Origin of the sequence: Pseudomonas mosselii (genome assembly GCF_019823065.1) — a bacterium.
Taxonomy (GTDB): domain Bacteria; phylum Pseudomonadota; class Gammaproteobacteria; order Pseudomonadales; family Pseudomonadaceae; genus Aquipseudomonas; species Aquipseudomonas mosselii.
This window is the reverse complement of sequence record NZ_CP081966.1, coordinates 5255992-5281551: the sequence shown is the minus strand read 5'-3', so window position 1 is coordinate 5281551 and position 25560 is coordinate 5255992. Positions and strand designations below refer to the sequence as shown.

At 62.9% G+C, this 25560-nt stretch carries 28 protein-coding genes and 1 tRNA gene; 22 read left to right on the top strand and 7 right to left on the bottom strand.

All coding sequences use genetic code 11. The features are described 5' to 3' along the window. Positions 1 to 7: 7 nt before the first annotated feature. From K5H97_RS24570 to K5H97_RS24545, 6 genes are all read right to left on the bottom strand, one after another. Positions 8 to 898 (bottom strand): bestrophin family protein, encoded by an 891-nt coding sequence (locus tag K5H97_RS24570; protein WP_028689574.1) that lies wholly within the window; start codon positions 896 to 898, stop codon positions 8 to 10. A gap of 200 nt (positions 899 to 1098) precedes the next feature. Then, the gene (locus tag K5H97_RS24565; protein WP_028689575.1) at positions 1099 to 1578 is read right to left on the bottom strand and encodes a GNAT family N-acetyltransferase; all 480 of its coding nucleotides are present in this window, start codon (positions 1576 to 1578) and stop codon (positions 1099 to 1101) included. 128 nt (positions 1579 to 1706) lie between these two features. Further along, on the bottom strand, positions 1707 to 2261 hold the full coding sequence (gene abiEi / locus K5H97_RS24560; protein WP_028689576.1) for a type IV toxin-antitoxin system AbiEi family antitoxin: 555 nt from the start codon (positions 2259 to 2261) through the stop codon (positions 1707 to 1709). Between the two features lie 502 nt (positions 2262 to 2763). Then, on the bottom strand, positions 2764 to 3825 hold the full coding sequence (locus tag K5H97_RS24555; protein ID WP_232108777.1) for a hypothetical protein: 1062 nt from the start codon (positions 3823 to 3825) through the stop codon (positions 2764 to 2766). 312 nt (positions 3826 to 4137) lie between these two features. Continuing rightward, a complete protein-coding gene (locus tag K5H97_RS24550) occupies positions 4138 to 4896 on the bottom strand; it encodes a hypothetical protein (RefSeq protein ID WP_028689578.1) in 759 nt (252 codons plus the stop codon). A 191-nt stretch (positions 4897 to 5087) separates the two neighbouring features. Then, positions 5088 to 5172, bottom strand: a tRNA-Leu gene (locus K5H97_RS24545). Between the two features lie 109 nt (positions 5173 to 5281). Here K5H97_RS24545 and queA point away from each other — a divergent pair. The 6 genes from queA to K5H97_RS24515 all read left to right on the top strand — a co-directional run bounded on the left by queA (position 5282) and on the right by K5H97_RS24515 (position 11353). Continuing rightward, the gene (queA, locus tag K5H97_RS24540; protein ID WP_028689579.1) at positions 5282 to 6331 is read left to right on the top strand and encodes a tRNA preQ1(34) S-adenosylmethionine ribosyltransferase-isomerase QueA; all 1050 of its coding nucleotides are present in this window, start codon (positions 5282 to 5284) and stop codon (positions 6329 to 6331) included. Positions 6332 to 6345: 14 nt separating this feature from the next. Next, positions 6346 to 7461: a tRNA guanosine(34) transglycosylase Tgt gene (gene tgt, locus K5H97_RS24535; protein WP_023629281.1), complete on the top strand. Its 1116-nt coding sequence runs from the start codon at positions 6346 to 6348 to the stop codon at positions 7459 to 7461. A 43-nt stretch (positions 7462 to 7504) separates the two neighbouring features. Continuing rightward, a complete protein-coding gene (gene yajC, locus K5H97_RS24530) occupies positions 7505 to 7840 on the top strand; it encodes a preprotein translocase subunit YajC (RefSeq protein ID WP_028689581.1) in 336 nt (111 codons plus the stop codon). Positions 7841 to 7903: 63 nt separating this feature from the next. After that, on the top strand, positions 7904 to 9766 hold the full coding sequence (secD, locus tag K5H97_RS24525; protein ID WP_028689582.1) for a protein translocase subunit SecD: 1863 nt from the start codon (positions 7904 to 7906) through the stop codon (positions 9764 to 9766). A gap of 10 nt (positions 9767 to 9776) precedes the next feature. After that, entirely contained in the window at positions 9777 to 10685 is a 909-nt protein-coding gene (gene secF / locus K5H97_RS24520) for a protein translocase subunit SecF (RefSeq protein WP_028689583.1), read from the top strand. A 119-nt stretch (positions 10686 to 10804) separates the two neighbouring features. After that, positions 10805 to 11353 (top strand): glycine zipper 2TM domain-containing protein, encoded by a 549-nt coding sequence (locus K5H97_RS24515; RefSeq protein ID WP_028689584.1) that lies wholly within the window; start codon positions 10805 to 10807, stop codon positions 11351 to 11353. A 90-nt stretch (positions 11354 to 11443) separates the two neighbouring features. Here K5H97_RS24515 and suhB read toward each other — a convergent pair whose 3' ends face one another. Then, positions 11444 to 12262, bottom strand: coding sequence for a type III secretion system regulator SuhB (gene suhB / locus K5H97_RS24510; protein ID WP_028689585.1), 819 nt, complete (start codon positions 12260 to 12262; stop codon positions 11444 to 11446). 151 nt (positions 12263 to 12413) lie between these two features. Between suhB and trmJ the strand changes: the two genes are divergently transcribed. From trmJ to hisS, 16 genes are all read left to right on the top strand, one after another. Further along, positions 12414 to 13169 (top strand): tRNA (cytosine(32)/uridine(32)-2'-O)-methyltransferase TrmJ, encoded by a 756-nt coding sequence (trmJ, locus tag K5H97_RS24505; protein ID WP_028689586.1) that lies wholly within the window; start codon positions 12414 to 12416, stop codon positions 13167 to 13169. Between the two features lie 3 nt (positions 13170 to 13172). Further along, the gene (gene cysE, locus K5H97_RS24500) at positions 13173 to 13961 is read left to right on the top strand and encodes a serine O-acetyltransferase (protein WP_028689587.1); all 789 of its coding nucleotides are present in this window, start codon (positions 13173 to 13175) and stop codon (positions 13959 to 13961) included. A gap of 168 nt (positions 13962 to 14129) precedes the next feature. Continuing rightward, the gene (iscR, locus tag K5H97_RS24495) at positions 14130 to 14621 is read left to right on the top strand and encodes a Fe-S cluster assembly transcriptional regulator IscR (protein ID WP_028689588.1); all 492 of its coding nucleotides are present in this window, start codon (positions 14130 to 14132) and stop codon (positions 14619 to 14621) included. Positions 14622 to 14665: 44 nt separating this feature from the next. Further along, positions 14666 to 15880, top strand: coding sequence for an IscS subfamily cysteine desulfurase (locus tag K5H97_RS24490; protein ID WP_028689589.1), 1215 nt, complete (start codon positions 14666 to 14668; stop codon positions 15878 to 15880). Between the two features lie 46 nt (positions 15881 to 15926). Beyond that, positions 15927 to 16313 (top strand): Fe-S cluster assembly scaffold IscU, encoded by a 387-nt coding sequence (iscU, locus tag K5H97_RS24485; protein ID WP_011532337.1) that lies wholly within the window; start codon positions 15927 to 15929, stop codon positions 16311 to 16313. Between the two features lie 28 nt (positions 16314 to 16341). Next, positions 16342 to 16665, top strand: coding sequence for an iron-sulfur cluster assembly protein IscA (gene iscA / locus K5H97_RS24480; RefSeq protein ID WP_023630636.1), 324 nt, complete (start codon positions 16342 to 16344; stop codon positions 16663 to 16665). Positions 16666 to 16673: 8 nt separating this feature from the next. Next, on the top strand, positions 16674 to 17195 hold the full coding sequence (gene hscB / locus K5H97_RS24475) for a co-chaperone HscB (protein WP_028689590.1): 522 nt from the start codon (positions 16674 to 16676) through the stop codon (positions 17193 to 17195). A gap of 43 nt (positions 17196 to 17238) precedes the next feature. Then, the gene (hscA, locus tag K5H97_RS24470) at positions 17239 to 19101 is read left to right on the top strand and encodes a Fe-S protein assembly chaperone HscA (RefSeq protein ID WP_028689591.1); all 1863 of its coding nucleotides are present in this window, start codon (positions 17239 to 17241) and stop codon (positions 19099 to 19101) included. 3 nt (positions 19102 to 19104) lie between these two features. Beyond that, positions 19105 to 19446, top strand: a complete 342-nt coding sequence (gene fdx, locus K5H97_RS24465; RefSeq protein WP_028689592.1) for an ISC system 2Fe-2S type ferredoxin — start codon at positions 19105 to 19107, stop codon at positions 19444 to 19446. A 10-nt stretch (positions 19447 to 19456) separates the two neighbouring features. Further along, a complete protein-coding gene (gene iscX, locus K5H97_RS24460; RefSeq protein WP_028689593.1) occupies positions 19457 to 19657 on the top strand; it encodes a Fe-S cluster assembly protein IscX in 201 nt (66 codons plus the stop codon). A gap of 89 nt (positions 19658 to 19746) precedes the next feature. After that, complete coding sequence (gene ndk / locus K5H97_RS24455) at positions 19747 to 20172, top strand: nucleoside-diphosphate kinase (RefSeq protein WP_023630072.1); 426 nt, start codon at positions 19747 to 19749, stop codon at positions 20170 to 20172. Positions 20173 to 20200: 28 nt separating this feature from the next. Beyond that, positions 20201 to 21343: a 23S rRNA (adenine(2503)-C(2))-methyltransferase RlmN gene (gene rlmN / locus K5H97_RS24450; protein WP_028689594.1), complete on the top strand. Its 1143-nt coding sequence runs from the start codon at positions 20201 to 20203 to the stop codon at positions 21341 to 21343. A gap of 14 nt (positions 21344 to 21357) precedes the next feature. Further along, positions 21358 to 22119 carry a type IV pilus biogenesis/stability protein PilW gene (pilW, locus tag K5H97_RS24445; protein ID WP_028689595.1) on the top strand — a complete coding sequence of 254 codons (762 nt, stop codon included), beginning with the start codon at positions 21358 to 21360 and terminating at the stop codon, positions 22117 to 22119. Beyond that, positions 22116 to 23123, top strand: coding sequence for a RodZ domain-containing protein (locus K5H97_RS24440; protein ID WP_028689596.1), 1008 nt, complete (start codon positions 22116 to 22118; stop codon positions 23121 to 23123). Before pilW ends, K5H97_RS24440 begins: the two co-directional genes overlap by 4 nt. A 3-nt stretch (positions 23124 to 23126) precedes the next feature. Continuing rightward, a complete protein-coding gene (gene ispG, locus K5H97_RS24435) occupies positions 23127 to 24236 on the top strand; it encodes a flavodoxin-dependent (E)-4-hydroxy-3-methylbut-2-enyl-diphosphate synthase (protein WP_028689597.1) in 1110 nt (369 codons plus the stop codon). Positions 24237 to 24260: 24 nt separating this feature from the next. Beyond that, a complete protein-coding gene (gene hisS, locus K5H97_RS24430) occupies positions 24261 to 25550 on the top strand; it encodes a histidine--tRNA ligase (protein ID WP_028689598.1) in 1290 nt (429 codons plus the stop codon). The last annotated feature ends 10 nt before the right edge of the window (positions 25551 to 25560 follow it).

Sequence of the window (25560 nt, the reverse complement as noted above, 5' to 3'; positions counted from 1 at the left end):
GGGCGGATCAGTGCGCCAAGGCGCCGCATTGCGCCTCCCGTTGCATCGACTCCAGGTTGCGTTCGATCGTCTCGCAGATCGTGTCCATCGGGATCTGGTGCTCGCTGAAGCGGAACGGGCTCTGCAGGTCCGTGCCGATCCGCTCGATGGCCAGCAGCATGAAGCCGACCACCGTCGAGGCCAGCGGCGTGAACCAGCCTAGCGACTCCACCAGCCCCACCGGCACGATCAGGCAGAACAACGTGATGAACAGCCGCGGGAAGTACACATAAGGGTAGGGTAGCGGCGTATTGGCGATCCGCTCCATCCCGCCCTGGGCGTTGGACATGTCCACCAGGGTCGATTCCAGCCGCGCCAGGCGAATGCTGTCCAGCCGACCGGCCTGGTACTCCTGGGCCAGCAAGGCCGCCGAGCCGCCGAGGATATCATTGGCGAAATTGTTCGAACGATTGCGCCGCTCGAACTCCCCGGGCGGTATGAAGGCCATCAGCTCATCCGGGCACTGCTCGCCCTTGAGGTGCGCCGCCAGGCAGTTCACGTAGGCGATATGCCGGCGCAGCAAGGTCGCCTTCACCGGGTTCGGCCCATCGACCGGATCATCGACCAGCGTCAGCACCTGCCGGGCGAAGCTGCGCGAGCTGTTCACCAGCGCCCCCCATAGCGTGCGCGCCTCCCACCAGCGGTTGTAGGCGCTGCTGTTGCGAAAGCTCACCAGCACCACCAGCGCCGAGCCCAGCAGGGTGAGCGGGATCAGCGGCAGGCTGAACTTGCTGTTGAAGAACAGCATGAAGTCGATGGTGACCAGCACGTCCCAGATCAACAGCCAGAACAGCGACCAGCCGATGTAGCCGAAGGTCTTGACCACCAGGCGGAATTTGCGGGCGAGGAGGGCGTTCACGTGGGGGAACCTCGATGCGGGGGATGCAGGTTCCGACGTCGCGGGAGGGGCAAGGTTCGGTGGGATTCGTCGCAGGGTGTAACGGGAATTTACCGATCGCTCAAAGGTTGCGCGGGCGATTTTAGGCGGACTTGCCCCGCGAAGGGCTGCAACGCAGCCCCAATCCAGGCCACACCGCACACACGTAAATCACCTCAACCTCAGCTCAACTCCTGCTTCATCTGCACCAGCGCTACCCGGGACCCATCCGGCGCCCGCCGCTCCTGGATCCCGAACGGCACAAAACCCAGCTGTGGATAAAGTAGCAGCCCTGCGGTGTTGTGATTGAAACACGACACCCAGACCTCCCGCGCCGCAAAGGCTTGGAGAGCCAAGTCGATCATGCACTGCACCAGATAACGTGCCACGCCCTGACCCCGCGCAGTTGGGGCTACAACCACATTACCCAGTGCGCAGACGCCTTCATACTCGGCCTTGTAGAAATTGGCGAAGCCAACGATCACCCCGTCGATTTCGACCACCGTCGAGCCGCTGCGCTGGGCGATGGCTTCGCTCAGTTGCGCGGGAGTGAGCGGGTAGGTGGCTTTGGGGAACATATAGAACAGTTCGTCCGGGCCTTGAGGGAAGTCGCAGAGCGTGGCGATGTCGGCAGGGCGAACGGGTCGATGGCTAAGTGGCATGGATGATGTTCCGCAGTTTTGAGAAATTGCCAACCCTGTGCAACTGATAGCGGGATGTCAATTCTGGGCAGGCTGCTTACAGTGAAGCGACCTCAGGTGTGTTGCCCAGGGCGTGCAGGACAAGTCGATCAAACAAGTTCATTGGCCGTTTTCCAGTCGATCAGCTCCAGATTGCGTCTGGTCCGCTTCATGTCGGCCAAGGCCAGCGAGGCTTTGGCGCGCCATAGGCGGCAGCGGTCGTCGTAGTCGAGTTGGCCGTTGAGTTCGAGAGCGGTACGGGTGGTATGGACGAACTCGACCGTGCCGAAAGCTGCGCAGCTTATGGTCTGGCTTCGTCCTGACGACATGATAGTCAGCCAGTTCTGTGGTACCTGAGAGATCACTCCGATATCGCTGAGGGCGCACTCGAGGCTGATGTAGTTGAGGTTGTCAGCTCGCAAGCGGGCCGCGGTGTGATAGAGCACGAGCCCAGGGTTGGGTTTGGCTGGAGTGAAGAGGTAAAGCCCTCTGCACGCCCTGATCAGGATGCTGTCGCTGGACGCCCTGCTCAGCAGCGAGCGATAGGCGCCGTCGGACAAGCCGGGCACCAGGGCACGCATATCCGCTGGCGTGAACAGATAGCGCTGGGGCGTGGCGAGGTGGTGCAGGCTTCGATAGAGGTACTGAAGCGGCTGCGCAGGCATGGATCGATCAACAGAAAGTCACGGTTTGTGAAACTTAGTGTAGAGCGGCAGCTCTGGCTACACAGTAAGTTGTACCTTGTGTGATTTTCTGTGCAGGAAGGGGGCTAGCGGCGAAGGTTTTCTGGGCTGTTGTAAGGGGCACTCAGAAATTCTCACTTGGTTGCAGCCCTGTTCCCCTCGCTCACCCGTGTAGTCAGCTTAGAAAAAGGCGCTGGCGGCTATTGCGTACCTGGTCGAGTTTTGAGTTGCTACGCGGCAGTGAACAAATCAGCCATGGAACAGGCTTCTGCGATCATTATCTGAGCTGCCGTGTAGGCAGCTCAGATAATTCTCTCCAAGGCTGCTTGAAATTGTTCCGGGTTCACTGCCGTATAGGCAGCTTAAAAATCCATCGGCGGATGAGCCGGGCATAGCCAGTGGTTCTCTGCCGTACAGGCTGTGGGTCACTGCGTCGCTACTGTGAGCAAGGCTTCATGCCTCTTGGCGCCCTGGCATACAAGACCTACTGCGTTGGCGCGAGGTTGATGACACTGTAGGTAAACTCGTAGTCCTTGCGCACGCTGCCGTTTTCGTCGTCCTTCACCTTGACCCGATCATCATCGTGTACGACCAATACTCGGTGCTGATCGAGTACTTCGACACCTTCCGGCTTGTTGGCGAACTTTATCGGTGCTCCATCCTTGCCTCTAACGGGTTGTGGCTGTCCTGCAGCGCCTTTTTCCAGAGGTAGCATCCACAGGTAACCACCGAGGACATCGCCTTTTTCGAAGCTGGTGACGGCATAGAAACGGTCATTGTTGTAACGGTCGAACTCGATGCCTGACAGTCCAAGCTCCGCAAGCGAGCCGTCGGGCAGTCCCAGTTCACGCGCGAGTTTGTCGGGTGTGAGGTTCAGGATGACCTTGAACGCATCGCCCAGCATCAGTTCTCCATCGAGCTGCTTCAACGAAACCGAGAGCAGCAGGAATGAGAAAGTGGCCGTCTTGCTGTCCTGACCGTACTTGCGCAGGCCGATCAACAAGGTGTCGTCGGGGGCGGTTGTCAGTGCTTCGACCTGGAAATAAGACGTGGCGGGCGAATGGGCGCCTCCTTCCTGCTGTTTGTGCAAGTCGATCGCCTTGAAGATCTTTTCCCGCAGTTCGCGCGAGCTGGTGATACCGCCTCGCGTTGAGGGTGACAGGACCTTGGCCTGGTCCGGCGCGATTACAGGCCAGTACACCAAGGTATTGAGCACATCGAGCCCGGGATTATCGAGGGTGCCTTCCTTGTTGAATGCAGTACTGGCGATGACGAATTTGCCGTCCAGGGTGGTGGTCAGGGCTTCGTATTTGTCGGCCTGGCTCAAGACCTGGTTTTCCAAGTAGGTAGGAGGGCCGATGGCCCGGTCGTCCTTGAGCTGCATCGTGAACACTGCGGAGCCAGCGGGGGTGGGCATGCGCTTGTCATTCACGAGGATCAACCCGGCACCGCTGCGCACAACTCCGGACACCTCGCAATTGACCTTCTGTACAGGGCTGAAGCAGGGGGCGATAAAGTGTTGTACCGACTCGGCGGTGGCGGCCATGACGCTGGTCGTGGACAGGCAGCACAGCACGCCTGCTAACAGGATGGATACGTTCCGTGTACACATGCGCTTGATACCCTGGCAGTTGGGCGCCTGATTGCGTCCTTCACGGTCAACATACCCATGGTCTCGAGCCGGGGTAACTGGCATTTTTGCCAGGTGCGAGGCAATGGCGAGAGCTGAGGGAAGGGCAGCTGCCATTTGCAGGCGCAAAAAAACCGACCATAAGGTCGGTTCTTTGCGAGTCCTGATGTCCGAGAGAGCCTACCTACAGGTATATCGCATCACTCGTACGGCTATCAGCCGCCTGATTCACTTCAGCGAAACTTCATTGAACTTGAGTGCCTGCTCTTCATTCATGCGAGTACGGAAGATGAGCTTGATGGATGGCGAGCGCTCGATCTTGCGATCAGCTTCCTGGAAAACCAACGTGACACGGGTGGGCACAGTACGAATCAGCTGGAACTCACCCCATGGATTGTTGCGTTGCTGGCCTACGCGCATTTCGCCGACACGCAACGGGGCGCCTGCTTCGTCGAACAGGCGGGAAGCGTTATCGAAGCGGAAATCACGGTCCATGCCCTGGTTGGTCAGCTCGAAGGTGCAGTTGGGGAAGCGGCCAATGTTCTCGCAACCGATCAGTTCGAACCTGACGTCATCCACCACCTCAAGGCGCTTGCCAAGCAGGTTGTTGCCTTCGTTTTCGACCACGGTCGATTGCACCTTGGCGAACTCGAAGGAAGGCTTCGCATACTCCGTACCCAGAATGAAGAAAATGAACGAGACCGCGGCGATCAGGAAGGTCAGCAGCGTGCCGTGCAGTACTTTGGGCAGGTTGCGCATCTGCCAGCAGATCGACAGGCTGCCAAGCAGCGTGAAGGTACTCACCAGCAGCACGATATTGCGCCAGTTGATGAAGCCAAAGCCAAACACGCTGGGATCAGGCACCAGGTAAGTGATGACAGCCCACATGCCGCCGAGCAGTACACCTATCCCTGTCATTACCTTGGCCACGAGAGATGTGATTCGGCTGCTACGTGTGGAAGGCAAGGTCTGTTCTGCCTGGATCATGCGAACTCCGTTTCGAGGCTGGGATAAAGCGCTAGGCTGATTGCAAACTGACATTATCGGCATCTGAAACGGTTTTGGTAAAGCGCATGACCGAGGGAGGGGATGAAAAGACGAGGGATCGAGCACATCGACGGATGCACTGATTTGCAGGCACAAAAAAACCGACCATAAGGTCGGTTTTTTCTGGATCTTGGTGCCCCGAGGGAGACTCGAACTCCCACTCCTTTCGAAAACGGATTTTGAATCCGCCGCGTCTACCAATTCCGCCATCAGGGCTTGTGGCGCCGCAGTATAGAGAGGTCGCCCAAGGTGGTCAATCGGCTTTCATGGTCAATTTTCACGCATTGGGCTAAACTTCCCGGCCCTGTCGAACCCGAACATCATCATGCGCGTCGCCGATTTTTCTTTCGAACTCCCCGATTCCTTGATCGCCCGCCATCCACTGGCCGAGCGTCATGGCAGCCGCCTGCTGGTGCTCGATGGCCCCAGCGGCGAACTGGCCCACAAGCAGTTCACCGACCTGCTCGACTACCTGCGCCCCGGCGACCTGATGGTGTTCAACAACACCCGGGTGATTCCGGCGCGGCTGTTCGGCCAGAAAGCCTCCGGCGGCAAGCTGGAAGTGCTGGTCGAGCGCGTGCTCGACAGCCACCGCGTGCTGGCCCACGTGCGCGCCAGCAAGGCGCCGAAAGAAGGCACGCAGATCCTCATCGACGGCGGAGGCGAGGCCGAGATGGTCGCGCGCCACGACACGCTGTTCGAACTGCGCTTCAGCGAAGAGGTGCTGCCGCTGCTCGAGCGCGTCGGTCACATGCCGCTGCCGCCGTACATCGACCGTCCCGACGAGGGCGCCGACCGCGAGCGCTACCAGACCGTCTACGCCGAGCGCGCCGGCGCCGTGGCCGCGCCCACCGCCGGCCTGCATTTCGACGAAGAGTTGCTGGCGAAGATCGCCGCCAAGGGCGTCGAGCGCGCCTTCGTCACCCTGCATGTGGGCGCCGGCACCTTCCAGCCGGTGCGGGTCGACAAGATCGAAGACCACACCATGCATAAAGAGTGGCTCGAAGTGAGCCAGGACGTGGTCGACGCCGTGGCCGCGTGCCGCGCCCGTGGCGGCCGGGTGATCGCCGTGGGCACCACCAGCGTGCGTTCGCTGGAGAGCGCGGCGCGCGATGGCGAGCTCAAGGCCTTCAGTGGCGACACGGACATCTTCATCTTCCCGGGCCGGCCGTTCCATGTGGTCGATTGCCTGGTCACCAACTTCCACCTGCCGGAGTCCACGCTGCTGATGCTGGTCTCGGCCTTCGCCGGTTACCCCGAGACCATGGCCGCCTACGCGGCGGCGGTCGAGAACGGGTACCGTTTCTTCAGTTACGGTGATGCCATGTTCATCACCCGCAATCCGGCGCCACGCGGCCCAGAGGATCAAGCATGAGTCGCACCTGTCGAATGTCGTTCGAACTGCTGGCCACCGACGGCAAGGCCCGTCGTGGCCGGCTGACCTTCCCCCGTGGCACCGTCGAGACCCCGGCCTTCATGCCGGTGGGCACCTACGGCACGGTCAAGGGCATGCTGCCGCGTGACATCGAGGCCATCGGCGCCGAGATCATCCTCGGCAATACCTTCCACCTGTGGCTGCGCCCGGGCACCGAGGTCATCAAGAAACACAACGGCCTGCACGATTTCATGCAATGGAAAGGCCCTATCCTCACTGATTCCGGTGGTTTCCAGGTGTTCAGCCTGGGCGCCATGCGCAAGATCAAGGAGGAAGGCGTGACCTTCGCGTCGCCAGTGGACGGTTCCAAGGTGTTCATGGGCCCCGAGGAGTCCATGCAGGTCCAGCGCGACCTGGGTTCGGACATCGTGATGATCTTCGACGAGTGCACGCCGTACCCGGCCGAGCACGATGTGGCGCGCACCTCCATGGAGCTGTCGCTGCGCTGGGCCCAGCGCTCGAAGAACGCCCACGGCGACAACACCGCGGCACTGTTCGGCATCGTCCAGGGTGGCATGTACCAGGACCTGCGCATGCGCTCGCTGGAAGCACTGGTCAACATCGACTTCGACGGCCTGGCCATCGGCGGCCTTTCGGTGGGTGAACCCAAGCACGAGATGATCAAGGTGCTGGACTACCTGCCCGCGCAGATGCCGGCTGACAAACCTCGTTACCTTATGGGGGTAGGCAAGCCGGAAGATCTTGTAGAGGGTGTGCGCCGCGGCGTCGACATGTTCGACTGCGTGATGCCCACGCGCAATGCGCGCAACGGCCATCTGTTCGTCGATACCGGGGTGATCAAGATCCGCAACGCGTTCCATCGCCACGATGAATCGCCGCTGGATCCGACCTGCGATTGCTATACCTGCACCAACTTCTCCCGCGCCTATCTGCACCACTTGGACAAGTGCGGCGAAATGTTGAGCAGCATGCTGAATACCATCCACAACTTGCGCCATTACCAGCGCTTGATGGCCGGTTTACGCGAGGCTATTCAACAGGGTAAATTGGCCGCCTTTGTCGACGCCTTCTACGCCAAGCGCGGGCTGCCTGTGCCGCCCTTGGACTGACTGTTCGCATCCATTATTAGAAAATATTCATTAGGAGTGCCCAATGAGCTTCTTGATTACCGCCGCCTACGCGGACGCTGCAGCCCCAGCCGCCGGCCCAGCCGGTACCGGCTTCGAGTGGATCTTCCTGGTTGGTTTCCTGGTCATCTTCTACCTGATGATCTGGCGCCCGCAGGCCAAACGTGCCAAAGAACAGAAAAACCTGCTGAGCAACCTGCAAAAAGGTGACGAAGTAGTCACCACCGGTGGCATCGCCGGCAAGATCGTCAAGGTTGCCGACGACTTCGTGGTCCTGGAAGTGTCCGACAACGTCGAGCTGAAGTTCCAGAAGGGTGCCGTGGCGGCGACCCTGCCGAAAGGTACGCTCAAGGCTATCTGAGTTACCGGTTTTCTTTTCCAGTCGGGGCGCGCAAAGCGCCCCGCGTCTTGAACGGGCGGCGTGATGCTGAACAAATACCCTCTGTGGAAATACCTGCTGATCGTGGTGGTACTGGCGATCGGCTTCATTTATTCCGCACCCAACCTCTATCCGGATGATCCGGCGGTGCAGATCAGCGGCGCCAGCTCCGCCCTGCATGTCAGCCAGGCCGATCTCGATCGCGTGACCAAGGCCCTGACCGATGCCGGCATCACCGTCAAAGGCGGCAGCCTGGGCGAGAAGGGCAGTGCCCTGGTGCGCCTGACCAATCAGGAAGACCAGCTGCCGGCCAAGGATGTGGCGCGCAAGGCCCTCGGCGACGACTACGTCGTGGCCCTGAACCTGGCCCAGACCACCCCGCAGTGGCTGCGCAACCTGGGTGCCAGCCCGATGAAGCTGGGCCTGGACCTGTCCGGTGGTGTGCACTTCCTGCTGGAAGTGGACATGGACAAGGCCATGACCGCTCGCATGAAAGTCTACGAAGGCGAGGTCAAGACCTTGCTGCGCAAAGAGCGCGTCCGCTACCGCAGCCTGCCCCAGCAGGACGGCGGCATCATGCTGGGCTTCGCCGACGATGCTACCCGCGAACAGGCCCGCAGCCTGATCCGCAAGAATTTCAATGATTTCGACCTGACCACCACCGAGCGCAACGAGCTCGCCGTGCTGCGTCTGGCGCTGACCCAGGCGAAAGTCGCCGAGATCCGCGAATACTCGATCAAGCAGAACCTGACCACCGTGCGCAACCGGGTCAACGAGCTGGGCGTGGCCGAGCCGCTGGTCCAGCGCCAGGGCGCCAACCGCATCGTGGTCGAGCTGCCGGGCGTGCAGGACACCGCCGAAGCCAAGCGTATCCTCGGCAAGACCGCCAACCTGGAGTTCCGCTTCGGTGCCGAGCCGGGTGCGTCCAAGGCCACCACCGAGGTGTTCGAGTTCCGCGAAGGCGGCCGCTCCGCCCCTGTAGAGCGCGGCCTGATCATCACCGGTGACCAGGTCACCGACGCCCAGGCCAGCTTCGACGAGCACGGTCGCCCGCAGGTGAACATTCGCCTAGACGGCCACGGCGGCGAGCTGATGAGCCGCGCCACCCGCAGCAACGTCGGGCGCAGCATGGCGGTGATCTTCATCGAGCAGAAGCCGGTCACCCGCTATCAGAAGCAGGTGGTCGACGGCGTCGAGAAAGAAGTCGCGGTGCAGACCTTCCAGGAAGAGAAGAAGATCATCAGCCTGGCGACCATCCAGTCGCCGCTGGGCAGCCAGTTCCGCATCACCGGCCTGAACGGCCAGGGCGAATCGTCCGAACTGGCCCTGCTGCTGCGTGCCGGTGGCCTGGCCGCGCCGATGTACTTCGCCGAAGAGCGCACCATTGGTCCGAGCTTGGGCGCCGACAACATCACCAAGGGTATCGATGCGTCCCTGTGGGGCATGCTGTTCGTCTCGCTGTTCATCATCGCCATCTACCGCGCCTTCGGCGTGCTGGCGACCATTGCCCTCGCAGGCAACATGGTCCTGCTGCTGGCGCTGATGTCGCTGCTGGGTGCCACCCTGACCCTGCCGGGCATCGCCGGTATCGTGCTGACCATGGGCATGGCGGTGGACGCCAACGTGCTGATCTTCTCGCGTATCCGCGAAGAGATCGCCGCCGGCATGTCGGTGCAGCGCGCCATCCACGAAGGTTTCAACCGCGCCTACTCGGCGATCGTCGACGCCAACCTGACCACCCTGCTGGTCGGCGGCATCCTGTTCGCCATGGGTACCGGCCCGGTCAAGGGCTTCGCGGTCACCATGTCCCTCGGGATTTTCACCTCGATGTTCACCGCCGTCATGGTGACCCGCGCACTGGTCAACCTGACCTGCGGCGGGCGTGACATCAAGAAGCTGTGGGTTTGAGGGAGCTGCGATGAAAACCATCAACTTCATGGGCGTGCGCAATGTCGCGTTCGCCATTACCGTGCTCCTCACCGTGCTGGCGCTGTTCAGCTGGTGGCACAAGGGCCTGAACTTCGGCCTGGACTTCACCGGCGGTACGCTGATCGAGCTCACCTACGAGCGTCCGGCGGACCTGGAAAAGGTCCGTACCGAACTGGTCGGTTCCGGCTTCCACGATGCCGTGGTGCAGAGCTTCGGCGCCACCACCGACCTGCTGGTGCGCATGCCGGGCGATGACCCGCAGTTGGGCAACCGCGTGGCCGAGGCGCTGCAGAAGATCGGTGGCGACAACCCGGCCACGGTCAAGCGCGTCGAGTTCGTCGGCCCGCAGGTGGGCGAGGAACTGCGTGACCAGGGTGGCCTCGGCATGCTCCTGGCCCTGGGCGGCATCCTCATCTACCTGGCGTTCCGCTTTCAGTGGAAGTTCGCCGTGGGCGCGATCATCTCGCTGGTCCACGACGTGGTGGTCACCCTGGGTATCCTGTCGTTCTTCCAGATCACCTTCGACCTGACGGTGCTGGCGGCGGTACTGGCGATCATCGGCTACTCGCTCAATGACACCATCGTCGTGTTCGACCGGGTGCGCGAGAACTTCCGCGTGCTGCGCAAGGCCTCGCTGATCGAGAACATCAACATCTCGACCACCCAGACCCTGCTGCGGACCGTCGCCACCTCGGTGTCGACCTTGCTGGCCATCGCCGCGCTGCTGTTCTTCGGCGGCGACAACCTGTTTGGCTTCTCCCTGGCGCTGTTCATCGGTGTCATGGCGGGTACCTACTCGTCGATCTACATCGCCAACGTGGTGCTGATCTGGCTGAACCTGAGCAGCGAAGACCTGATCCCGCCGGTCAAGACCGAGGGTGTGGACGACCGTCCGTAAGGCTTGTTCCGCGCCATTCGGCGCAAAGAGAGGCGCGAGTGTTGAACTCGCGCCTTTTTTTTTGCTCCAAGGCAGGGAGAAGGCGGGCCGGAGTCCGCGGGTACGATCAGGAGGTTCACGTGAACAAGTCAATGCTGGTGGGTGCGGTTCTGGGTGCTGTCGGTGTGACTGCCGGAGGTGCTGTGGCGACCTACAGCTTGGTGAACAAGGGGCCTGAGTACGCCCAGGTCACCGACGTGCAGCCGATCAAGCAGCAAGTGAAAACGCCGCGTGAGGTCTGCAAGGATGTCACCGTGACGCGCCAGGCGCCGGTCAAGGACCAGCACCAGATTGCCGGTACGGTGGTCGGTGCCATCGCCGGTGGCCTGCTGGGCAACCAGATCGGTGGCGGTACCGGCAAGAAGATTGCCACCGTGGCCGGTGCGGTCGGTGGCGGCTATGCCGGCAACAAGGTGCAGGAAGGCATGCAGGAGCGTGATACCTACACCACCACGCAAACCCGTTGCAACACGGTCAACGACATCAGCGAGAAGGTGGTTGGCTACAACGTGACCTATTCCATCGGCGACCAGGTGGGCAAGGTGAAGATGGACCACGAGCCGGGCTCAACCATCCCGCTGGACAAGAATGGCAAGCTGGTCTTGAGCCAGAACCAGCCAGGTCAGTAAACCTTTCGCAGGCCGCCCCCACAGAAGGCGTCGATCGCAGATACAAAAAAAGCACCCCGAGGGGTGCTTTTTTGTGCTCGCAATCAGCGCTTAGCGCTTCATGTGCTCTGGCAGGTGCGGCTGGATGGCGGTCAGCACGGCCTTGAAGCACTTGATGTTGCCCGCGACGATGTGGCCCTTCTCGAGGAAGTCGTGGCCACCGTTGAAGTCGCTCACCAGGCCACCGGCTTCCTGGATCAGCAGCACGCCCGCGGCCATGTCCCACTCGGACAGGCCCGACTCCCAGAAGGCGTCGAAGCGGCCGGCGGCGACGTAGGCCAGGTCCAGGCTGGCGGAGCCGGCGCGGCGAATGCCGGCGGTCTGGCCGGTCAGGGCGCGGAACATGCCCAGGTAGTTGTCCAGGTCGGCCATCTGGTTGTCACGGAACGGGAAGCCGGTGCCCAGCAGTGCGCCTTCCAGGCTGGTGCGCGAGCTGACGCGCAGGCGGCGGCCATTGAGCTGGGCGCCACGGCCACGGCTGGCGGTGAATTCTTCCTGGCGAACCGGGTCGACGATCACGGCGTGCTCGAGGCGGCCGCGGTATTTGCAGGCGATGCTGACGGCGAAGTGCGGAACGCCACGCAGGAAGTTGGTGGTGCCGTCCAGCGGATCGATGATCCACAGGTAATCCTTGCCTTCTTCGCCGGTGCCGGCGTGCAGGCCAGTCTCTTCGCCCTGGATCGAGTGGTTCGGGTAGGCCTTGCGCAGGGCCTCGACGATGACCTTCTCCGCGGCGCGGTCAACCTCGGACACGTAGTCCTTGGCCTGCTTTTCGTCGACTTTGATGCTATCCAGGCGTTCGATGGAGCGGAAAATCAGTTCACTGGCGCTGCGAGCGGCGCGCAGGGCGATATTCAGCATAGGCTGCATGGGAAGGTCACCTGGAGATGTTAAAGAGGAAAGCCGATCATTCTAGCAGAAATCTTTCACGACAGAAGTGTCACATTTGCTTTCATGGCGTTACGCTGGTCGGTTCTGTAAGATCGAACCCTCCTGTTTCCGCATCCGAGAGCACGACACCTTGCTGCAAAATATTCGTGTTGTTCTGGTCAATACCAGCCACCCCGGCAACATCGGCGGCGCTGCGCGAGCCATGAAAAACATGGGCTTGTCGCGTCTGGTGCTGGTGCAGCCAAAAGAGTTTCCGGCCGCGGACGCCAGTGCCCGCGCCTCGGGCGCCGACGACGTGCTGGACAACGCCCAGGTGGTCGACAGCCTCGAGCAGGCACTGGTCGGCTGCAGCCTGGTCATGGGTACCAGCGCCCGTGAGCGCAGCATCCCCTGGCCGCTGATCGACCCGCGCGAGTGCGGGGCCAAGGCCGTGGCCCAGGCCATGGGCGGCGAAGAGATCGCCCTGGTGTTCGGGCGCGAGCACGCCGGCCTGACCAACGAAGAACTGCAGCGATGTCACTTCCACGTGCACATTCCCTCGAACCCCGACTTCAGCTCGCTGAATCTGGCCGCCGCCGTCCAGGTGCTCTCCTATGAGGTGCGCATGGCCTGGCTGGCAGGGCAGGGCAGGGCGGCGAAGGTCGAGAAGGTCGACGCCAGCGAGCTGGCGACCATGGACGAAATGGAGCTGTTCTACGACCACCTGGAAAAGACCCTGGTGGACATCGGCTTCCTCGATCCCGAGAAACCCAAGCACCTGATGGCGCGCCTGCGCCGGCTGTATGGGCGAAGCTCGGTGGAGCGTCCGGAAATGAGCATTTTGCGCGGCATCCTTACCGAGACCCAGAAGGTCGCACGGGGCGAGCCGCATAAACGGAAGGACTGACAGATGTTCGAACGTCTGCGTGAAGATATCCAGAGCGTTTTCCATCGTGACCCGGCGGCGCGCAACGCCTTCGAGGTCCTGACCTGCTACCCGGGGATGCACGCCATCTGGCTGCATCGGCTGGGCAATGCCCTGTGGCGACGCGACTTCAAGTGGCTGGCGCGGCTGGTGTCGAACTTCGGTCGCTGGATGACCGGCATCGAGATCCACCCGGGCGCGACCATCGGCCGGCGCTTCTTCATCGACCACGGCATGGGCATCGTCATCGGCGAGACCGCCGAGATCGGCGACGACGTGACCCTGTACCAGGGCGTCACCCTCGGTGGCACCAGCTGGAACAAGGGCAAGCGTCACCCGACCCTGGAAAACGGCGTGGTGGTCGGTGCCGGGGCCAAGGTGCTGGGCCCGTTCACCGTCGGCGCCGGGGCCAAGATCGGCTCCAACGCCGTGGTCACCAAGGCAGTGCCGGCCGGCGCCACGGCGGTGGGCATTCCGGGGCGGATCATCGTCAAGACCGAGGATGACGCCGTCGAGGCCAAGCGCAAGGCCATGGCCGAGAAGATCGGCTTCGATGCCTATGGTGTCAGCGGCGACATGCCGGACCCGGTGGCCCGCGCCATCGGCCAGATGCTCGACCACCTGCAGGCCGTCGACGAGCGCCTGGAGGGCATGTGCGGCGCGCTGACCCGGATGGGCAGTGACTACTGTGCCAAGGAGCTGCCGGCGCTGCCCGACGACGACTTCGCCGCGGCCTGCGCCGAACTCAAGCAGGGCGACACTCAGTCGCATTGATTGCGCCGGACCGACACAAGGGGCGTGTGCTTGCGCCCCTTGTCTGCTACACTCGCGCCCGCCTCCCGCATGCATACCCGACTAAAGCACTAGGTCTAATAGTTGACTTAAATGCTCGGGAATCGCATACTCGCACACATCCTGTAACTCCCGTGGTACCCATACGCCATGCGACTGACTACCAAAGGCCGATACGCCGTGACCGCCATGCTCGACCTGGCGTTGCACGCGCAGCAGGGGCCGGTGTCTTTGGCCGACATTTCCGAGCGCCAGGGCATTTCCCTCTCTTATCTGGAACAGCTGTTCGCCAAGCTGCGCCGCAGCAGCCTGGTATCCAGCGTTCGCGGTCCGGGCGGCGGCTACCAGCTGTCGCGGGGCATGGAAACCATCCAGGTGGCCCAGGTCATCGACGCGGTCAACGAATCGGTCGATGCCACCCGTTGCCAGGGGCTGGGGGACTGCCACGCCGGTGATACCTGCCTGACTCACCACCTGTGGTGCGACCTGAGCCAGCAGATCCATGAATTCCTCAGTGGCATCAGCCTGGCCGACCTCGTCATGCGCCGCGAGGTGCAGGAAGTCGCCCAGCGCCAGGACCTGCGCCGTGTCGCAGGCCGAGTTGCCCAGTTGGACAAGATTGAGACGTCCGCCGTCGACTGAAACCACAGCGACGAGCGACGCCACCGCCTGATAGGAGATACTCAATGAAGTTGCCGATCTACCTCGATTACTCCGCGACCACGCCGGTCGATCCCCGTGTCGCCCAGAAGATGGCCGAGTGCCTGCTGGTTGACGGGAACTTCGGCAACCCGGCCTCGCGCTCCCACGTGTTCGGCTGGAAGGCCGAGGAAGCAGTCGAGAACGGCCGCCGCCAGGTCGCCGAACTGATCAACGCCGACCCGCGCGAGATCGTCTGGACCAGCGGTGCCACCGAGTCCGACAACCTCGCCCTGAAAGGCGTGGCGCACTTCTATCAGACCAAGGGCAAGCACATCATCACCTCCAAGATCGAGCACAAGGCGGTCCTGGACACCGCTCGCCAGCTCGAGCGTGAAGGTTTCGAAGTCACCTACCTCGAGCCTGGCGAAGACGGCATCGTCACCCCAGCCATGGTCGAGGCCGTGCTGCGCGACGACACCATCCTGGTCTCGCTGATGCACGTGAACAACGAAGTCGGCTCGATCAACGACATCGCCGCCATCGGTGAACTGGCCCGCTCGCGCGGCGTCTTGTTCCACGTCGATGCCGCCCAATCGGCCGGCCGTGTCGAGATCGACCTGCAGAAGCTCAAGGTCGACCTGATGTCGTTCTCCGCGCACAAGGTGTATGGCCCGAAAGGCATCGGCGCGCTGTACGTCAGCCGCAAGCCGCGTGTGCGCCTGGAAGCCATCATCCACGGCGGTGGCCATGAGCGCGGCATGCGTTCGGGCACCCTGCCGACCCACCAGATCGTCGGCATGGGCGAAGCCTTCGCCATCGCCAAGCAGGAAATGGCCGCTGAAAACGTGCGCATCAAGGCCCTGAGCGACCGCTTCTTCAAGCAGGTCTCGGACCTCGAAGAGCTGTACGTCAACGGCAGCCAGACCCAGCGCGTGCCGCACAACCTGAACCTGAGCTTCAACTACGTCGAGGGCGAGTCGCTGCTGATGTCGCTGAAGGACATCGCCGTTTCGTCCGGTTCGGCCTGCACCTCCGCTTCGCTCGAGCCGTCCTACGTCCTGCGCGCCCTGGGCCGCAATGACGAACTGGCGCACAGCTCGATCCGCTTCTCCTTCGGTCGCTTCACCACCGAGGAAGAAGTCGACTACGCCGCGCAGAAAGTTTGCGAAGCCGTGAACAAGCTGCGTGAATTGTCGCCGCTGTGGGACATGTACAAAGACGGCGTCGACATCTCCAAGATCGAGTGGGCCGCCCACTAAGCAGTCGCCGGCAAGAGCGGCTCCCTGATGAGGAAGGAATTGCACCATGGCATACAGTGAAAAGGTCATCGACCACTACGAAAACCCGCGCAACGTCGGCAAGATGAACGCCGACGATCCGGATGTCGGCACCGGCATGGTTGGCGCCCCGGCCTGCGGCGACGTGATGCGCCTGCAGATCAAGGTCAACGAGCAGGGTGTCATCGAAGACGCCAAGTTCAAGACCTACGGTTGCGGTTCGGCCATCGCCTCCAGCTCCCTCGCCACCGAGTGGATGAAGGGCAAGACCCTGGACGAGGCCGAAACCATCAAGAACACCCAGCTGGCTGAAGAGCTGGCACTGCCGCCGGTCAAGATCCACTGCTCCGTGCTCGCCGAAGATGCCATCAAGGCAGCTGTTCGCGATTACAAGCAGAAGAAAGGCTTGATCTAAGTCGACTGTCGCGAGGTAAGGAGTTCCGATGGCTATCAGCATGACAGAAGCCGCCGCCAACCACATTCGCCGCTCCCTCGACGGGCGCGGCAAGGGTGAGGGCATTCGCCTGGGCGTGCGCACCACCGGCTGCTCGGGCCTGGCCTACGTGCTGGAGTTCGTCGACGAGCTCGCCGCCGAAGACCAGGTGTTCGAGAACCATGGCGTGAAGGTCATCATCGACCCGAAAAGCCTGGTCTATCTCGACGGCACCGAGCTGGACTTCGTCAAGGAAGGGTTGAACGAAGGCTTCAAGTTCAACAACCCCAACGTGCGCGGTGAGTGTGGCTGCGGCGAAAGCTTCAACGTTTGAGGCTGGCCGTGGGTACTCCTTGTCATTTCGCCCTGTTTGACCTGCAGCCTGGTTTTCGTCTGGACCTCGACAAATTGGCCGTTCGCTACCGCGAGCTGGCCCGCGAGGTCCATCCGGACCGTTTCGCCGACGCTTCCGAGCGCGAGCAGCGCGTAGCGCTGGAAAAGTCGGCGGCCCTCAACGACGCCTACCAGACCTTGCGCAGCGCGCCGCGCCGGGCCCGCTACCTGCTGGCCATCGGCGGCCATGAGGTGCCTCAGGAAGTCACGGTGCACGACCCGGACTTCCTGCTGCAGCAGATGCAGTGGCGCGAAGAACTCGAAGACCTGCAGGACGAAGCCGATCTCGACGGTGTCGCCGTGTTCAAGAAGCGCCTCAGGGTCGCCCAGGACACGCTGAACGAGGATTTCGCCGCCTGCTGGGATATTGCTGCAGAGCGTGAGCAGGCCGAGCGCCTGATGCGCCGCATGCAGTTCCTCGACAAGCTCGCCCAAGAAGTGCGCCAACTCGAAGAGCGCCTCGACGATTAACCCCGGCGTTGCCCGTGATGACGCCTAAGGTACTCAGATAAGCATGGCCCTACTGCAGATCGCCGAACCCGGTCAGAGCCCCCAGCCGCACCAGCGCCGCCTGGCGGTGGGCATCGACCTGGGCACCACCAATTCTCTCGTCGCCGCCGTGCGCAGCGGGCGCAGCGAACCGCTGCCCGATGCCCAGGGCAGTGTCATCCTGCCATCCGCCGTGCGTTATCTCGACAACGCTGTCGAAGTCGGCCTGGCCGCGCGCGAAGCTGCCCCCAGCGACCCGCTCAACAGCATCCTGTCGGTCAAGCGTCTGATGGGGCGTGGCCTGGCGGACGTCAAGCAGTTGGGCGAGCAACTGCCGTACCGTTTTGTCGGCGGTGAGTCGCACATGCCGTTCATCGACACCGTCCAGGGTCCGAAAAGCCCGGTGGAAGTGTCGGCCGATATTCTCAAGGTGCTGCGTCAGCGTGCCGAGGAAACCCTCGGTGGCGAGCTGGTCGGCGCGGTGATCACCGTCCCGGCCTATTTCGACGATGCCCAGCGCCAGGCGACCAAGGACGCCGCCAAGCTGGCCGGCCTCAATGTCCTGCGCTTGCTCAACGAACCGACCGCGGCTGCCGTGGCCTATGGCCTGGATCAGGATGCCGAAGGCGTCGTGGCGATTTTCGACCTGGGCGGCGGTACCTTCGATATCTCCATCCTGCGCCTGACCGCTGGTGTCTTCGAAGTGCTGGCTACCGGTGGCGACACTGCCCTGGGTGGCGATGACTTCGACCATGCGATCGCTGGCTGGATCATCGGGCAGGCCGGTTTGTCCGCCGACCTCGATCCGGCCACCCAGCGCCTGCTGCTGCAGACCGCTTGCGCGGCCAAGGAAGCCTTGACCGACAGTGAAGCGGTCAGCGTCCACCATGGCGCCTGGCAGGGCGAGCTGACCCGTGCCGCCTTCGAAGCCATGATCGAACCGATGATCGCCCGCAGTCTCAAGGCCTGCCGCCGCGCCGTGCGCGACAGCGGCATCGAGCTGGAAGAGGTCGGCGCGGTGGTCATGGTCGGCGGTTCGACCCGTGTGCCGCGCGTGCGCGAGGCGGTCGGCGCGCTGTTCGGTCGTACCCCGCTGACCTCGATCGACCCGGACCAGGTGGTGGCCATCGGTGCCGCCATCCAGGCCGATACCCTCGCCGGCAACCGCCGCGAAGGCGGCGAGCTGCTGCTGCTCGACGTCATCCCGCTGTCCCTGGGGCTTGAGACCATGGGCGGGCTGATGGAGAAGGTGATCCCGCGCAACACCACCATTCCGGTGGCCCGCGCCCAGGAATTCACCACGTACAAAGATGGCCAGTCGGCCATGATGATCCACGTCCTGCAGGGCGAGCGCGAGCTGATCAGCGACTGCCGTTCCCTGGCGCGCTTCGAGCTGCGCGGCATCCCGGCCATGGTCGCGGGCGCGGCGAAGATCCGCGTGACCTTCCAGGTCGACGCCGACGGCCTGCTCAGCGTCGCGGCCCGCGAACTGGGTTCGGGCGTGGAATCGAGCATCCAGGTCAAGCCGTCCTACGGCCTGACCGACGGCGAGATCGCCCGCATGCTCAAGGACTCCTTCGAGCATGCAGGCTCCGACAAGCACGCCCGCCAACTGCGCGAGCACCAGGTCGACGCCGAGCGCCTGCTCGAGGCGGTGCAGGGCGCCCTGGACGCCGATGGCGAGCGCCTGCTCAGCAGTGACGAGCGCGACGCGATCGAATTCCAGATGCAGGAACTACGTGATTTGCTGACCGGCACCGATGGCGCCGCCATCGAGCAACAGACCAAGCGTCTGTCGCAGGTGACCGATGCATTTGCCGCCCGTCGCCTTGATTCGACGGTCAAAGCCGCACTGGCCGGGCGCAACCTGAATGAGATCGAGGAGTAACCGATGCCGCTGGTGACATTCCTGCCGCACGAGAAGTTCTGCCCCGAGGGCTTGACCGTGGAAGTGCCGACCGGGACCAATATCCTGGAGTTGGCCCACGACCATCACATCGAGATGGAAAGCGCCTGCGGCGGTGTCAAGGCCTGCACCACTTGCCACTGCATCATCCGCAAGGGCTTCGACTCGCTTGAAGAAGCCGACGAGCTCGAAGAGGACATGCTGGACAAGGCCTGGGGCCTGGAGGCGCAGTCGCGCCTGGGTTGCCAGGTGGTTGTCGGCGATGAGGACCTCACCATCGAGATTCCCAAGTATTCGCTCAACCACGCCGCCGAAGCGCCGCACTGAGGGCCTGTACATGAGTCTGAAATGGGTTGATGTACTTGAGATCGCCATCCAGCTTGCGGAAAGCAAGCCCGAGGTCGATCCTCATTACGTGAATTTCGTCGATCTGCGCGCCTGGGTCATGGCGCTGCCGGACTTCGATGACGATCCGTCGCGTTGCGGCGAGAAGGTTCTCGAGGCCATCCAGGCGGCCTGGATCGAAGAAGCCGACTGAGCGCACGCTGCAGGTTAGGCAATCCCCTGGAACCCGCGTATAATTCGCGGGTTTAATTTTTCGCAACACTCAATATTCTGGAGTTTTCCATGGCTGTTCAACGTACTTTCTCCATCATCAAGCCTGACGCCGTTGCCAAGAACGTCATCGGCGAGATCACCACTCGCTTCGAAAAAGCCGGCCTGCGCGTCGTCGCCTCGAAAATGAAGCAGCTGTCCAAAGCCGAAGCCGAAGGCTTCTACGCCGAGCACAAAGAGCGTGGCTTCTTTGGTGACCTGGTTGCCTTCATGACTTCCGGCCCAGTCGTTGTACAGGTTCTGGAAGGCGAAAACGCCATTCTGGCCAACCGTGAGCTGATGGGTGCCACCAACCCTAAAGAAGCGGCTGCCGGCACCATCCGCGCCGACTTCGCCGAGTCGATCGACGCCAACGCCGTTCACGGTTCGGACTCCGAAGCCGCCGCTGCTCGCGAAATCGCTTACTTCTTCGCTGCTACCGAGGTAACCACTCGCTAAGCGAAGGCTTACGGGTGAGGGTGAATCCATGACGACATCGACTGACAAGATCAACCTGCTGGGGCTGACCCTGGCGGAAATGGAACAGTTCTTCGACTCAATCGGGGAGAAGCGCTTCCGTGCCGGTCAGGTGATGAAATGGATTCACCATTTTGGCGTCGATGATTTTGCCGCCATGACCAATGTCGGCAAGGTCTTGCGCGAAAAGCTCGAGGCCGTTGCCGAGATTCGGGGCCCGGAAGTGGTCAGTGAAGACATTTCCGCCGACGGCACCCGCAAGTGGGTGGTCCGCGTTGCCTCCGGCAGCTGCGTCGAGACCGTCTACATCCCTACCGACGATCGCGGCACCCTGTGCGTGTCGTCGCAAGCCGGCTGTGCCCTGGACTGCAGCTTCTGCTCCACCGGCAAGCAAGGCTTCAACAGCAACCTCACCGCCGCCGAAGTGATCGGCCAGGTGTGGCTTGCCAACAAATCCTTCGGGACCGTTCCGGCCAAGATCGACCGCGCCATCACCAACGTGGTCATGATGGGCATGGGCGAACCCCTGCTGAATTTCGACAATGTCATCGCCGCCATGAAGATCATGATGGAAGATCTGGGCTATGGCATTTCCAAGCGTCGCGTCACCCTGTCCACCTCGGGCGTGGTGCCGATGATCGACGAACTGGCCAAGCACATCGACGTGTCGCTGGCCCTGTCGCTGCACGCGCCGAACGACGAACTGCGCAACAAGCTGGTGCCGATCAACAAGAAGTACCCGCTGAAGATGCTGCTGGAGTCGTGCATGGGCTACATGTCCACCCTCGGCGGCAAGCGCGTGCTCACCATCGAGTACACCCTGCTCAAGGACGTCAACGACCAGCCCGAGCACGCCGCGCAGATGATCGAGCTGCTGCGTGATGTGCCGTGCAAGATCAACCTGATCCCGTTCAACCCGTTCCCGCACTCGGGCTACGAGCGACCGAGCAACAATGCCATCCGTCGCTTCCAGGACCTGCTGCACCACGGCGGCTTCAACGTGACCACGCGCACCACCCGCGGTGACGACATCGATGCCGCCTGCGGTCAGCTGGTGGGTCAGGTCAACGACCGTACCCGCCGCAGCGAGCGCTACATCGCCGTACGCCAGCTGGCTGCCGACGAGCCGCAAGACAGCGCCGCGCGCCCCTGACGAGCACCTGCCCCATGAGCCTGCGCGCCGCGCTGTCGATCCTGACGCTTTCGCTGCTGGCCGGCTGCGTGTCCGGCGGCGCGGGTGACCCTCTGGCCAGCCGCCAGGGGCGTGAGGCGGCGGGGCAAGCCTACGTGCAGTTGGGGCTGGGGTATTTGCAACAAGGTTTAACTGAGCGCGCCAAGGCGCCGCTGGGCAAGGCCTTGGCCCTGGACGCTCGTGACGGCGAGGCCCATGCGGCACTGGCCCTGGTGTTCCAGGCCGAGGATGAGCCGGTACTTGCCGGCGAGCACTTCGCCAAGGCCTTGGCCATCCGCCCGGATGACACACGAATCCGCAACAACTACGGCAGTTTCCTATATGCTCAGGGCCGTTTCGACGAGGCCCGGGCGATGTTCCTCCAGGCTGTCGCCGATACCCTGTATCCTGAGCGTTCCCGCGTGTACGAGAACCTGGGGCTCACCGCCTTGAAGCTGGGGCAGGGTGAGCAGGCGCGTGTCTACCTGGAAAAAGCCCTTCGGCTCAATCGGCGGCAACCGAGGGCATTGCTCGAAATGGCTGAGTTGTCCTACGAAAACAGGCATTATGTGCCGGCCCGGGATTACTACGATCGATTCAGCCAGCTGAGCGACCAGGATGCCCGCAGCCTGCTGCTGGGCCATCGCCTGGCAATCGCCCTCGACGAACAGGGCACCGCGACCCGTTTGGGCCAGCAATTACAACGACTTTATCCCGGTACGCCGGAATATCAGCAATACCTGTCGGAGCAACGATGAAAGCCGCGCACACTGAAGTAGCAGCAGCGACTCGCCAGAACCCCGGTGATGTCTTGCGCCAGGCCCGCGAAAAGCGCGAATGGAGCCAGGCCGAGGTCGCTCGCAAGCTCAACCTCACGGTATCTTCGCTGAACAACCTGGAAAACGGCGCCTTCGACAAGCTGCCCGGGCACACCTTCGCCCGTGGCTATATCCGCGCCTACGCCAAGCTGATGGACATGGACCAGGCGCCCCTGGTCGAGGCCTTCGACCAGATCACCGGCACCCACGCCCAGGGCAGCGAAGTGCACGCCCTCGGTCGCATCGAAGAGCCGGTGCGGCTGTCGCACAATATCCTGCGGGTGGTCAGCCTGTTGCTGCTGGTCGCGGTGGTCGGCGGTGGCTTCTTCTGGTGGCAGGACCAGAGCAGCCTGCGCGGCAAGGACTTGGCCAAGATCGCCCTGGAGCATGTCGAAGTCGAGAGCGCCGACGGCACCACGCAGATTCATCCGCTGGACGAGCCGGAAGACCAGGCCGTGAGCGAGGGCCAGCAGCCCGAGGGCCAGGCTCTGCCACTGGAACCTAACGCTACCGAGCAGGCGCCGGTCGCCGAGGCCCAGGCGCCAGTTGCGGCCGTGACACCCGCCGCGCCAGCCACCAGCGCCGCGCCGACCGCCGTCGCTCCCGTGGCACCGGTTGCCGCGCCTGTTGCTGCAGCGCCAGCCGCTCCTGTCGCGCCGACCGCAGCAGCTGCGCCCGTTGATGCCGCACCGGCCCCGGCCGGCAGTGCCAAGGTCCATATCCAATTCACCGCCGATTGCTGGACCCAGGTCACCGACGGCAACGGCAAGGTGCTGTTCAGCGCCATCAAGCGCAAGGGCGACAGCCTGGAACTGACCGGCAAGCCACCGTTCGCGGTGCGCCTGGGCTTCGCCCGCGGCGCCCAGGTGAGCTACAACGGCCAGGCGGTCGATGTCGCCCCGTTCACCAGTGGCGAAACCGCTCGCCTGAAGTTGGGACAGTAAGTCATGCACGGCGAATCTCCGATCAAACGTCGCGAATCCCGCAAAATCTGGGTCGGCAATGTGCCGGTGGGTGGTGATGCGCCCATCGCGGTGCAGAGCATGACCAACACCGACACCAACGATGTCGCCGCCACCGTGGCGCAGATCCAGCGCCTGGTCGATGCCGGCGTGGACATCGTGCGTGTCTCGGTGCCAGACATGGACGCCGCCGAGGCGTTCGGCCGCATCAAGAAACTGGTCAGTGTGCCGCTGGTCGCCGACATCCACTTCGACTACAAGATCGCCCTGCGCGTGGCTGAGCTTGGCGTCGACTGCCTGCGCATCAACCCGGGCAACATCGGCCGTGAGGACCGTGTGCGCGCCGTGGTCGACGCGGCCCGCGACCGCGGCATCCCGATCCGTATCGGCGTCAACGCCGGTTCCCTGGAAAAGGACCTGCAGAAGAAGTACGGCGAGCCCACTCCGGCGGCGCTGGTCGAGTCGGCGCTGCGCCATGTCGAGCACCTCGACCGCCTGGATTTCCAGGACTTCAAGGTCAGCGTCAAGGCCTCCGATGTGTTCATGGCCGTCGAGGCCTACCGCCTGCTGGCCAAGCAGATCATCCAGCCGCTGCACCTGGGGATCACCGAAGCCGGCGGCCTGCGCTCGGGGACGGTGAAATCCGCCGTCGGCCTAGGTATGCTGCTGGCCGAAGGCATCGGTGACACCATCCGCATCTCCCTGGCCGCCGATCCGGTCGAGGAAGTGAAGGTCGGCTACGACATCCTCAAGTCGCTGCACCTGCGTTCCCGTGGCATCAACTTCATCGCCTGCCCGAGCTGCTCGCGGCAGAACTTCGATGTGGTCAAGACCATGAACGAACTGGAAGGGCGCCTGGAGGACCTGCTGGTACCGCTGGACGTGGCGGTGATCGGTTGCGTGGTCAACGGTCCGGGCGAGGCCAAGGAATCGCACGTGGGCCTGACCGGCGGCACGCCGAACCTGGTCTACATCGATGGCAAGCCATCGCAGAAGCTGAACAACGACAACCTGGTCGACGAGCTGGAAAAGCTCATCCGCCAGAAAGCGGCCGAGAAGGCCGAGGCCGACGCGGCGCTGATCGCCCGCGGCTGAGACACAGATTCGTAAGGACTACTCGTGAGCAAATCGCTGCAAGCCATCCGTGGCATGAACGACATCCTGCCCGACCAGTCGCCGCTGTGGCGCTATTTCGAGGGCACCGTGGCCGGCTTGCTGGACAGCTACGGCTACAGCCAGATCCGCACGCCGATCGTCGAGTTCACCGAGCTGTTCAAGCGCTCGATCGGTGAAGTCACCGATATCGTCGAGAAGGAAATGTACACCTTCGAGGACCGCAACGGCGACTCGCTCACCCTGCGCCCCGAAGGCACCGCAGCCTGCGTGCGTGCCGTGCTCGAGCACGGCATCACCGGCAACGGCCAGGTGCAGAAACTCTGGTACATCGGCCAGATGTTCCGTCACGAGCGTCCGCAGAAGGGCCGCTACCGCCAGTTCCACCAGATCGGTGTTGAGGTGTTCAACCTCGATGGCCCGGACGTCGACGCCGAACTGATCATGCTGACCTGGCGCCTGTGGGGCCTGCTGGGCATCCAGGACGCGGTCGAGCTGCAGCTCAACAGCCTGGGCACCAGCGAAGCCCGCGCCCGCTATCGCGACGCGCTGGTCGAGTTCCTCTCGGCCCGCCTCGAGCAACTGGACGAGGACAGCCAGCGCCGCCTGAAAAGCAACCCGCTGCGCATCCTCGACAGCAAGGATGCGAACACCCAGGCGGTGCTGGTCGGCGCGCCGAAGTTGGAAGACTACCTGGACGAAGAGTCCCGCGTGCACTTCGAGGGCCTGAAGGCCCGCCTCGACGCCGCCGGCATTCCGTTCGTGATCAATACCAAGCTGGTGCGCGGCCTGGACTACTACAGCAAGACCGTGTTCGAGTGGGTCACCGACAAGCTCGGCGCCCAGGGTACCGTCTGCGCCGGTGGTCGTTATGACGGCCTGGTCGAGCAGATGGGCGGCAAGCCGACCCCGGGCGTCGGTTTCGCCATGGGCATCGAGCGCCTGATCCTGCTGCTGGAGACCCTGGGCAAGGTGCCCGAGTCGATCAGCCGCACCATCGACGTCTACCTGTGCGCCTTCGGCGAGCCGGCTGAGTTGGCCGGCCTGCGCCTGAGCGAAAGCCTGCGCGATCGCCTGCCGGGCCTGCGCCTGGCGGTCAATGCCGGTGGCGGCAGCTTCAAGAGCCAGTTCAAGAAGGCCGACAAGAGCGGCGCGTTGTTCGCGCTGATTCTGGGTGACGACGAGCTCGAGAAGCAGCAGATCGGTCTGAAGCCCCTGCGTGGCCAGGGTGAACAACAGAACATTGCCTGGGATGCGCTTGCCGCGCACCTGGAAACCGCGATCGCCCAGGCGTGACGCGGTCTGA

Coding starts and splice junctions, on each gene's coding strand:
- iscA (WP_023630636.1), top strand. CDS start 16,342: ATGGCTATCAGCATGACAGAAGCCGCCGCCAACCACATTCGCCGCTCC.
- secD (WP_028689582.1), top strand. CDS start 7,904: ATGCTGAACAAATACCCTCTGTGGAAATACCTGCTGATCGTGGTGGTA.
- rlmN (WP_028689594.1), top strand. CDS start 20,201: ATGACGACATCGACTGACAAGATCAACCTGCTGGGGCTGACCCTGGCG.
- secF (WP_028689583.1), top strand. CDS start 9,777: ATGAAAACCATCAACTTCATGGGCGTGCGCAATGTCGCGTTCGCCATT.
- hscA (WP_028689591.1), top strand. CDS start 17,239: ATGGCCCTACTGCAGATCGCCGAACCCGGTCAGAGCCCCCAGCCGCAC.
- ndk (WP_023630072.1), top strand. CDS start 19,747: ATGGCTGTTCAACGTACTTTCTCCATCATCAAGCCTGACGCCGTTGCC.
- ispG (WP_028689597.1), top strand. CDS start 23,127: ATGCACGGCGAATCTCCGATCAAACGTCGCGAATCCCGCAAAATCTGG.
- yajC (WP_028689581.1), top strand. CDS start 7,505: ATGAGCTTCTTGATTACCGCCGCCTACGCGGACGCTGCAGCCCCAGCC.
- fdx (WP_028689592.1), top strand. CDS start 19,105: ATGCCGCTGGTGACATTCCTGCCGCACGAGAAGTTCTGCCCCGAGGGC.
- queA (WP_028689579.1), top strand. CDS start 5,282: ATGCGCGTCGCCGATTTTTCTTTCGAACTCCCCGATTCCTTGATCGCC.
- K5H97_RS24565 (WP_028689575.1), bottom strand. CDS start 1,578: ATGCCACTTAGCCATCGACCCGTTCGCCCTGCCGACATCGCCACGCTC.
- iscX (WP_028689593.1), top strand. CDS start 19,457: ATGAGTCTGAAATGGGTTGATGTACTTGAGATCGCCATCCAGCTTGCG.
- K5H97_RS24555 (WP_232108777.1), bottom strand. CDS start 3,825: ATGGCCGCCACCGCCGAGTCGGTACAACACTTTATCGCCCCCTGCTTC.
- pilW (WP_028689595.1), top strand. CDS start 21,358: ATGAGCCTGCGCGCCGCGCTGTCGATCCTGACGCTTTCGCTGCTGGCC.
- K5H97_RS24440 (WP_028689596.1), top strand. CDS start 22,116: ATGAAAGCCGCGCACACTGAAGTAGCAGCAGCGACTCGCCAGAACCCC.
- iscR (WP_028689588.1), top strand. CDS start 14,130: ATGCGACTGACTACCAAAGGCCGATACGCCGTGACCGCCATGCTCGAC.
- iscU (WP_011532337.1), top strand. CDS start 15,927: ATGGCATACAGTGAAAAGGTCATCGACCACTACGAAAACCCGCGCAAC.
- cysE (WP_028689587.1), top strand. CDS start 13,173: ATGTTCGAACGTCTGCGTGAAGATATCCAGAGCGTTTTCCATCGTGAC.
- tgt (WP_023629281.1), top strand. CDS start 6,346: ATGTCGTTCGAACTGCTGGCCACCGACGGCAAGGCCCGTCGTGGCCGG.
- suhB (WP_028689585.1), bottom strand. CDS start 12,262: ATGCAGCCTATGCTGAATATCGCCCTGCGCGCCGCTCGCAGCGCCAGT.
- K5H97_RS24550 (WP_028689578.1), bottom strand. CDS start 4,896: ATGATCCAGGCAGAACAGACCTTGCCTTCCACACGTAGCAGCCGAATC.
- K5H97_RS24490 (WP_028689589.1), top strand. CDS start 14,666: ATGAAGTTGCCGATCTACCTCGATTACTCCGCGACCACGCCGGTCGAT.
- abiEi (WP_028689576.1), bottom strand. CDS start 2,261: ATGCCTGCGCAGCCGCTTCAGTACCTCTATCGAAGCCTGCACCACCTC.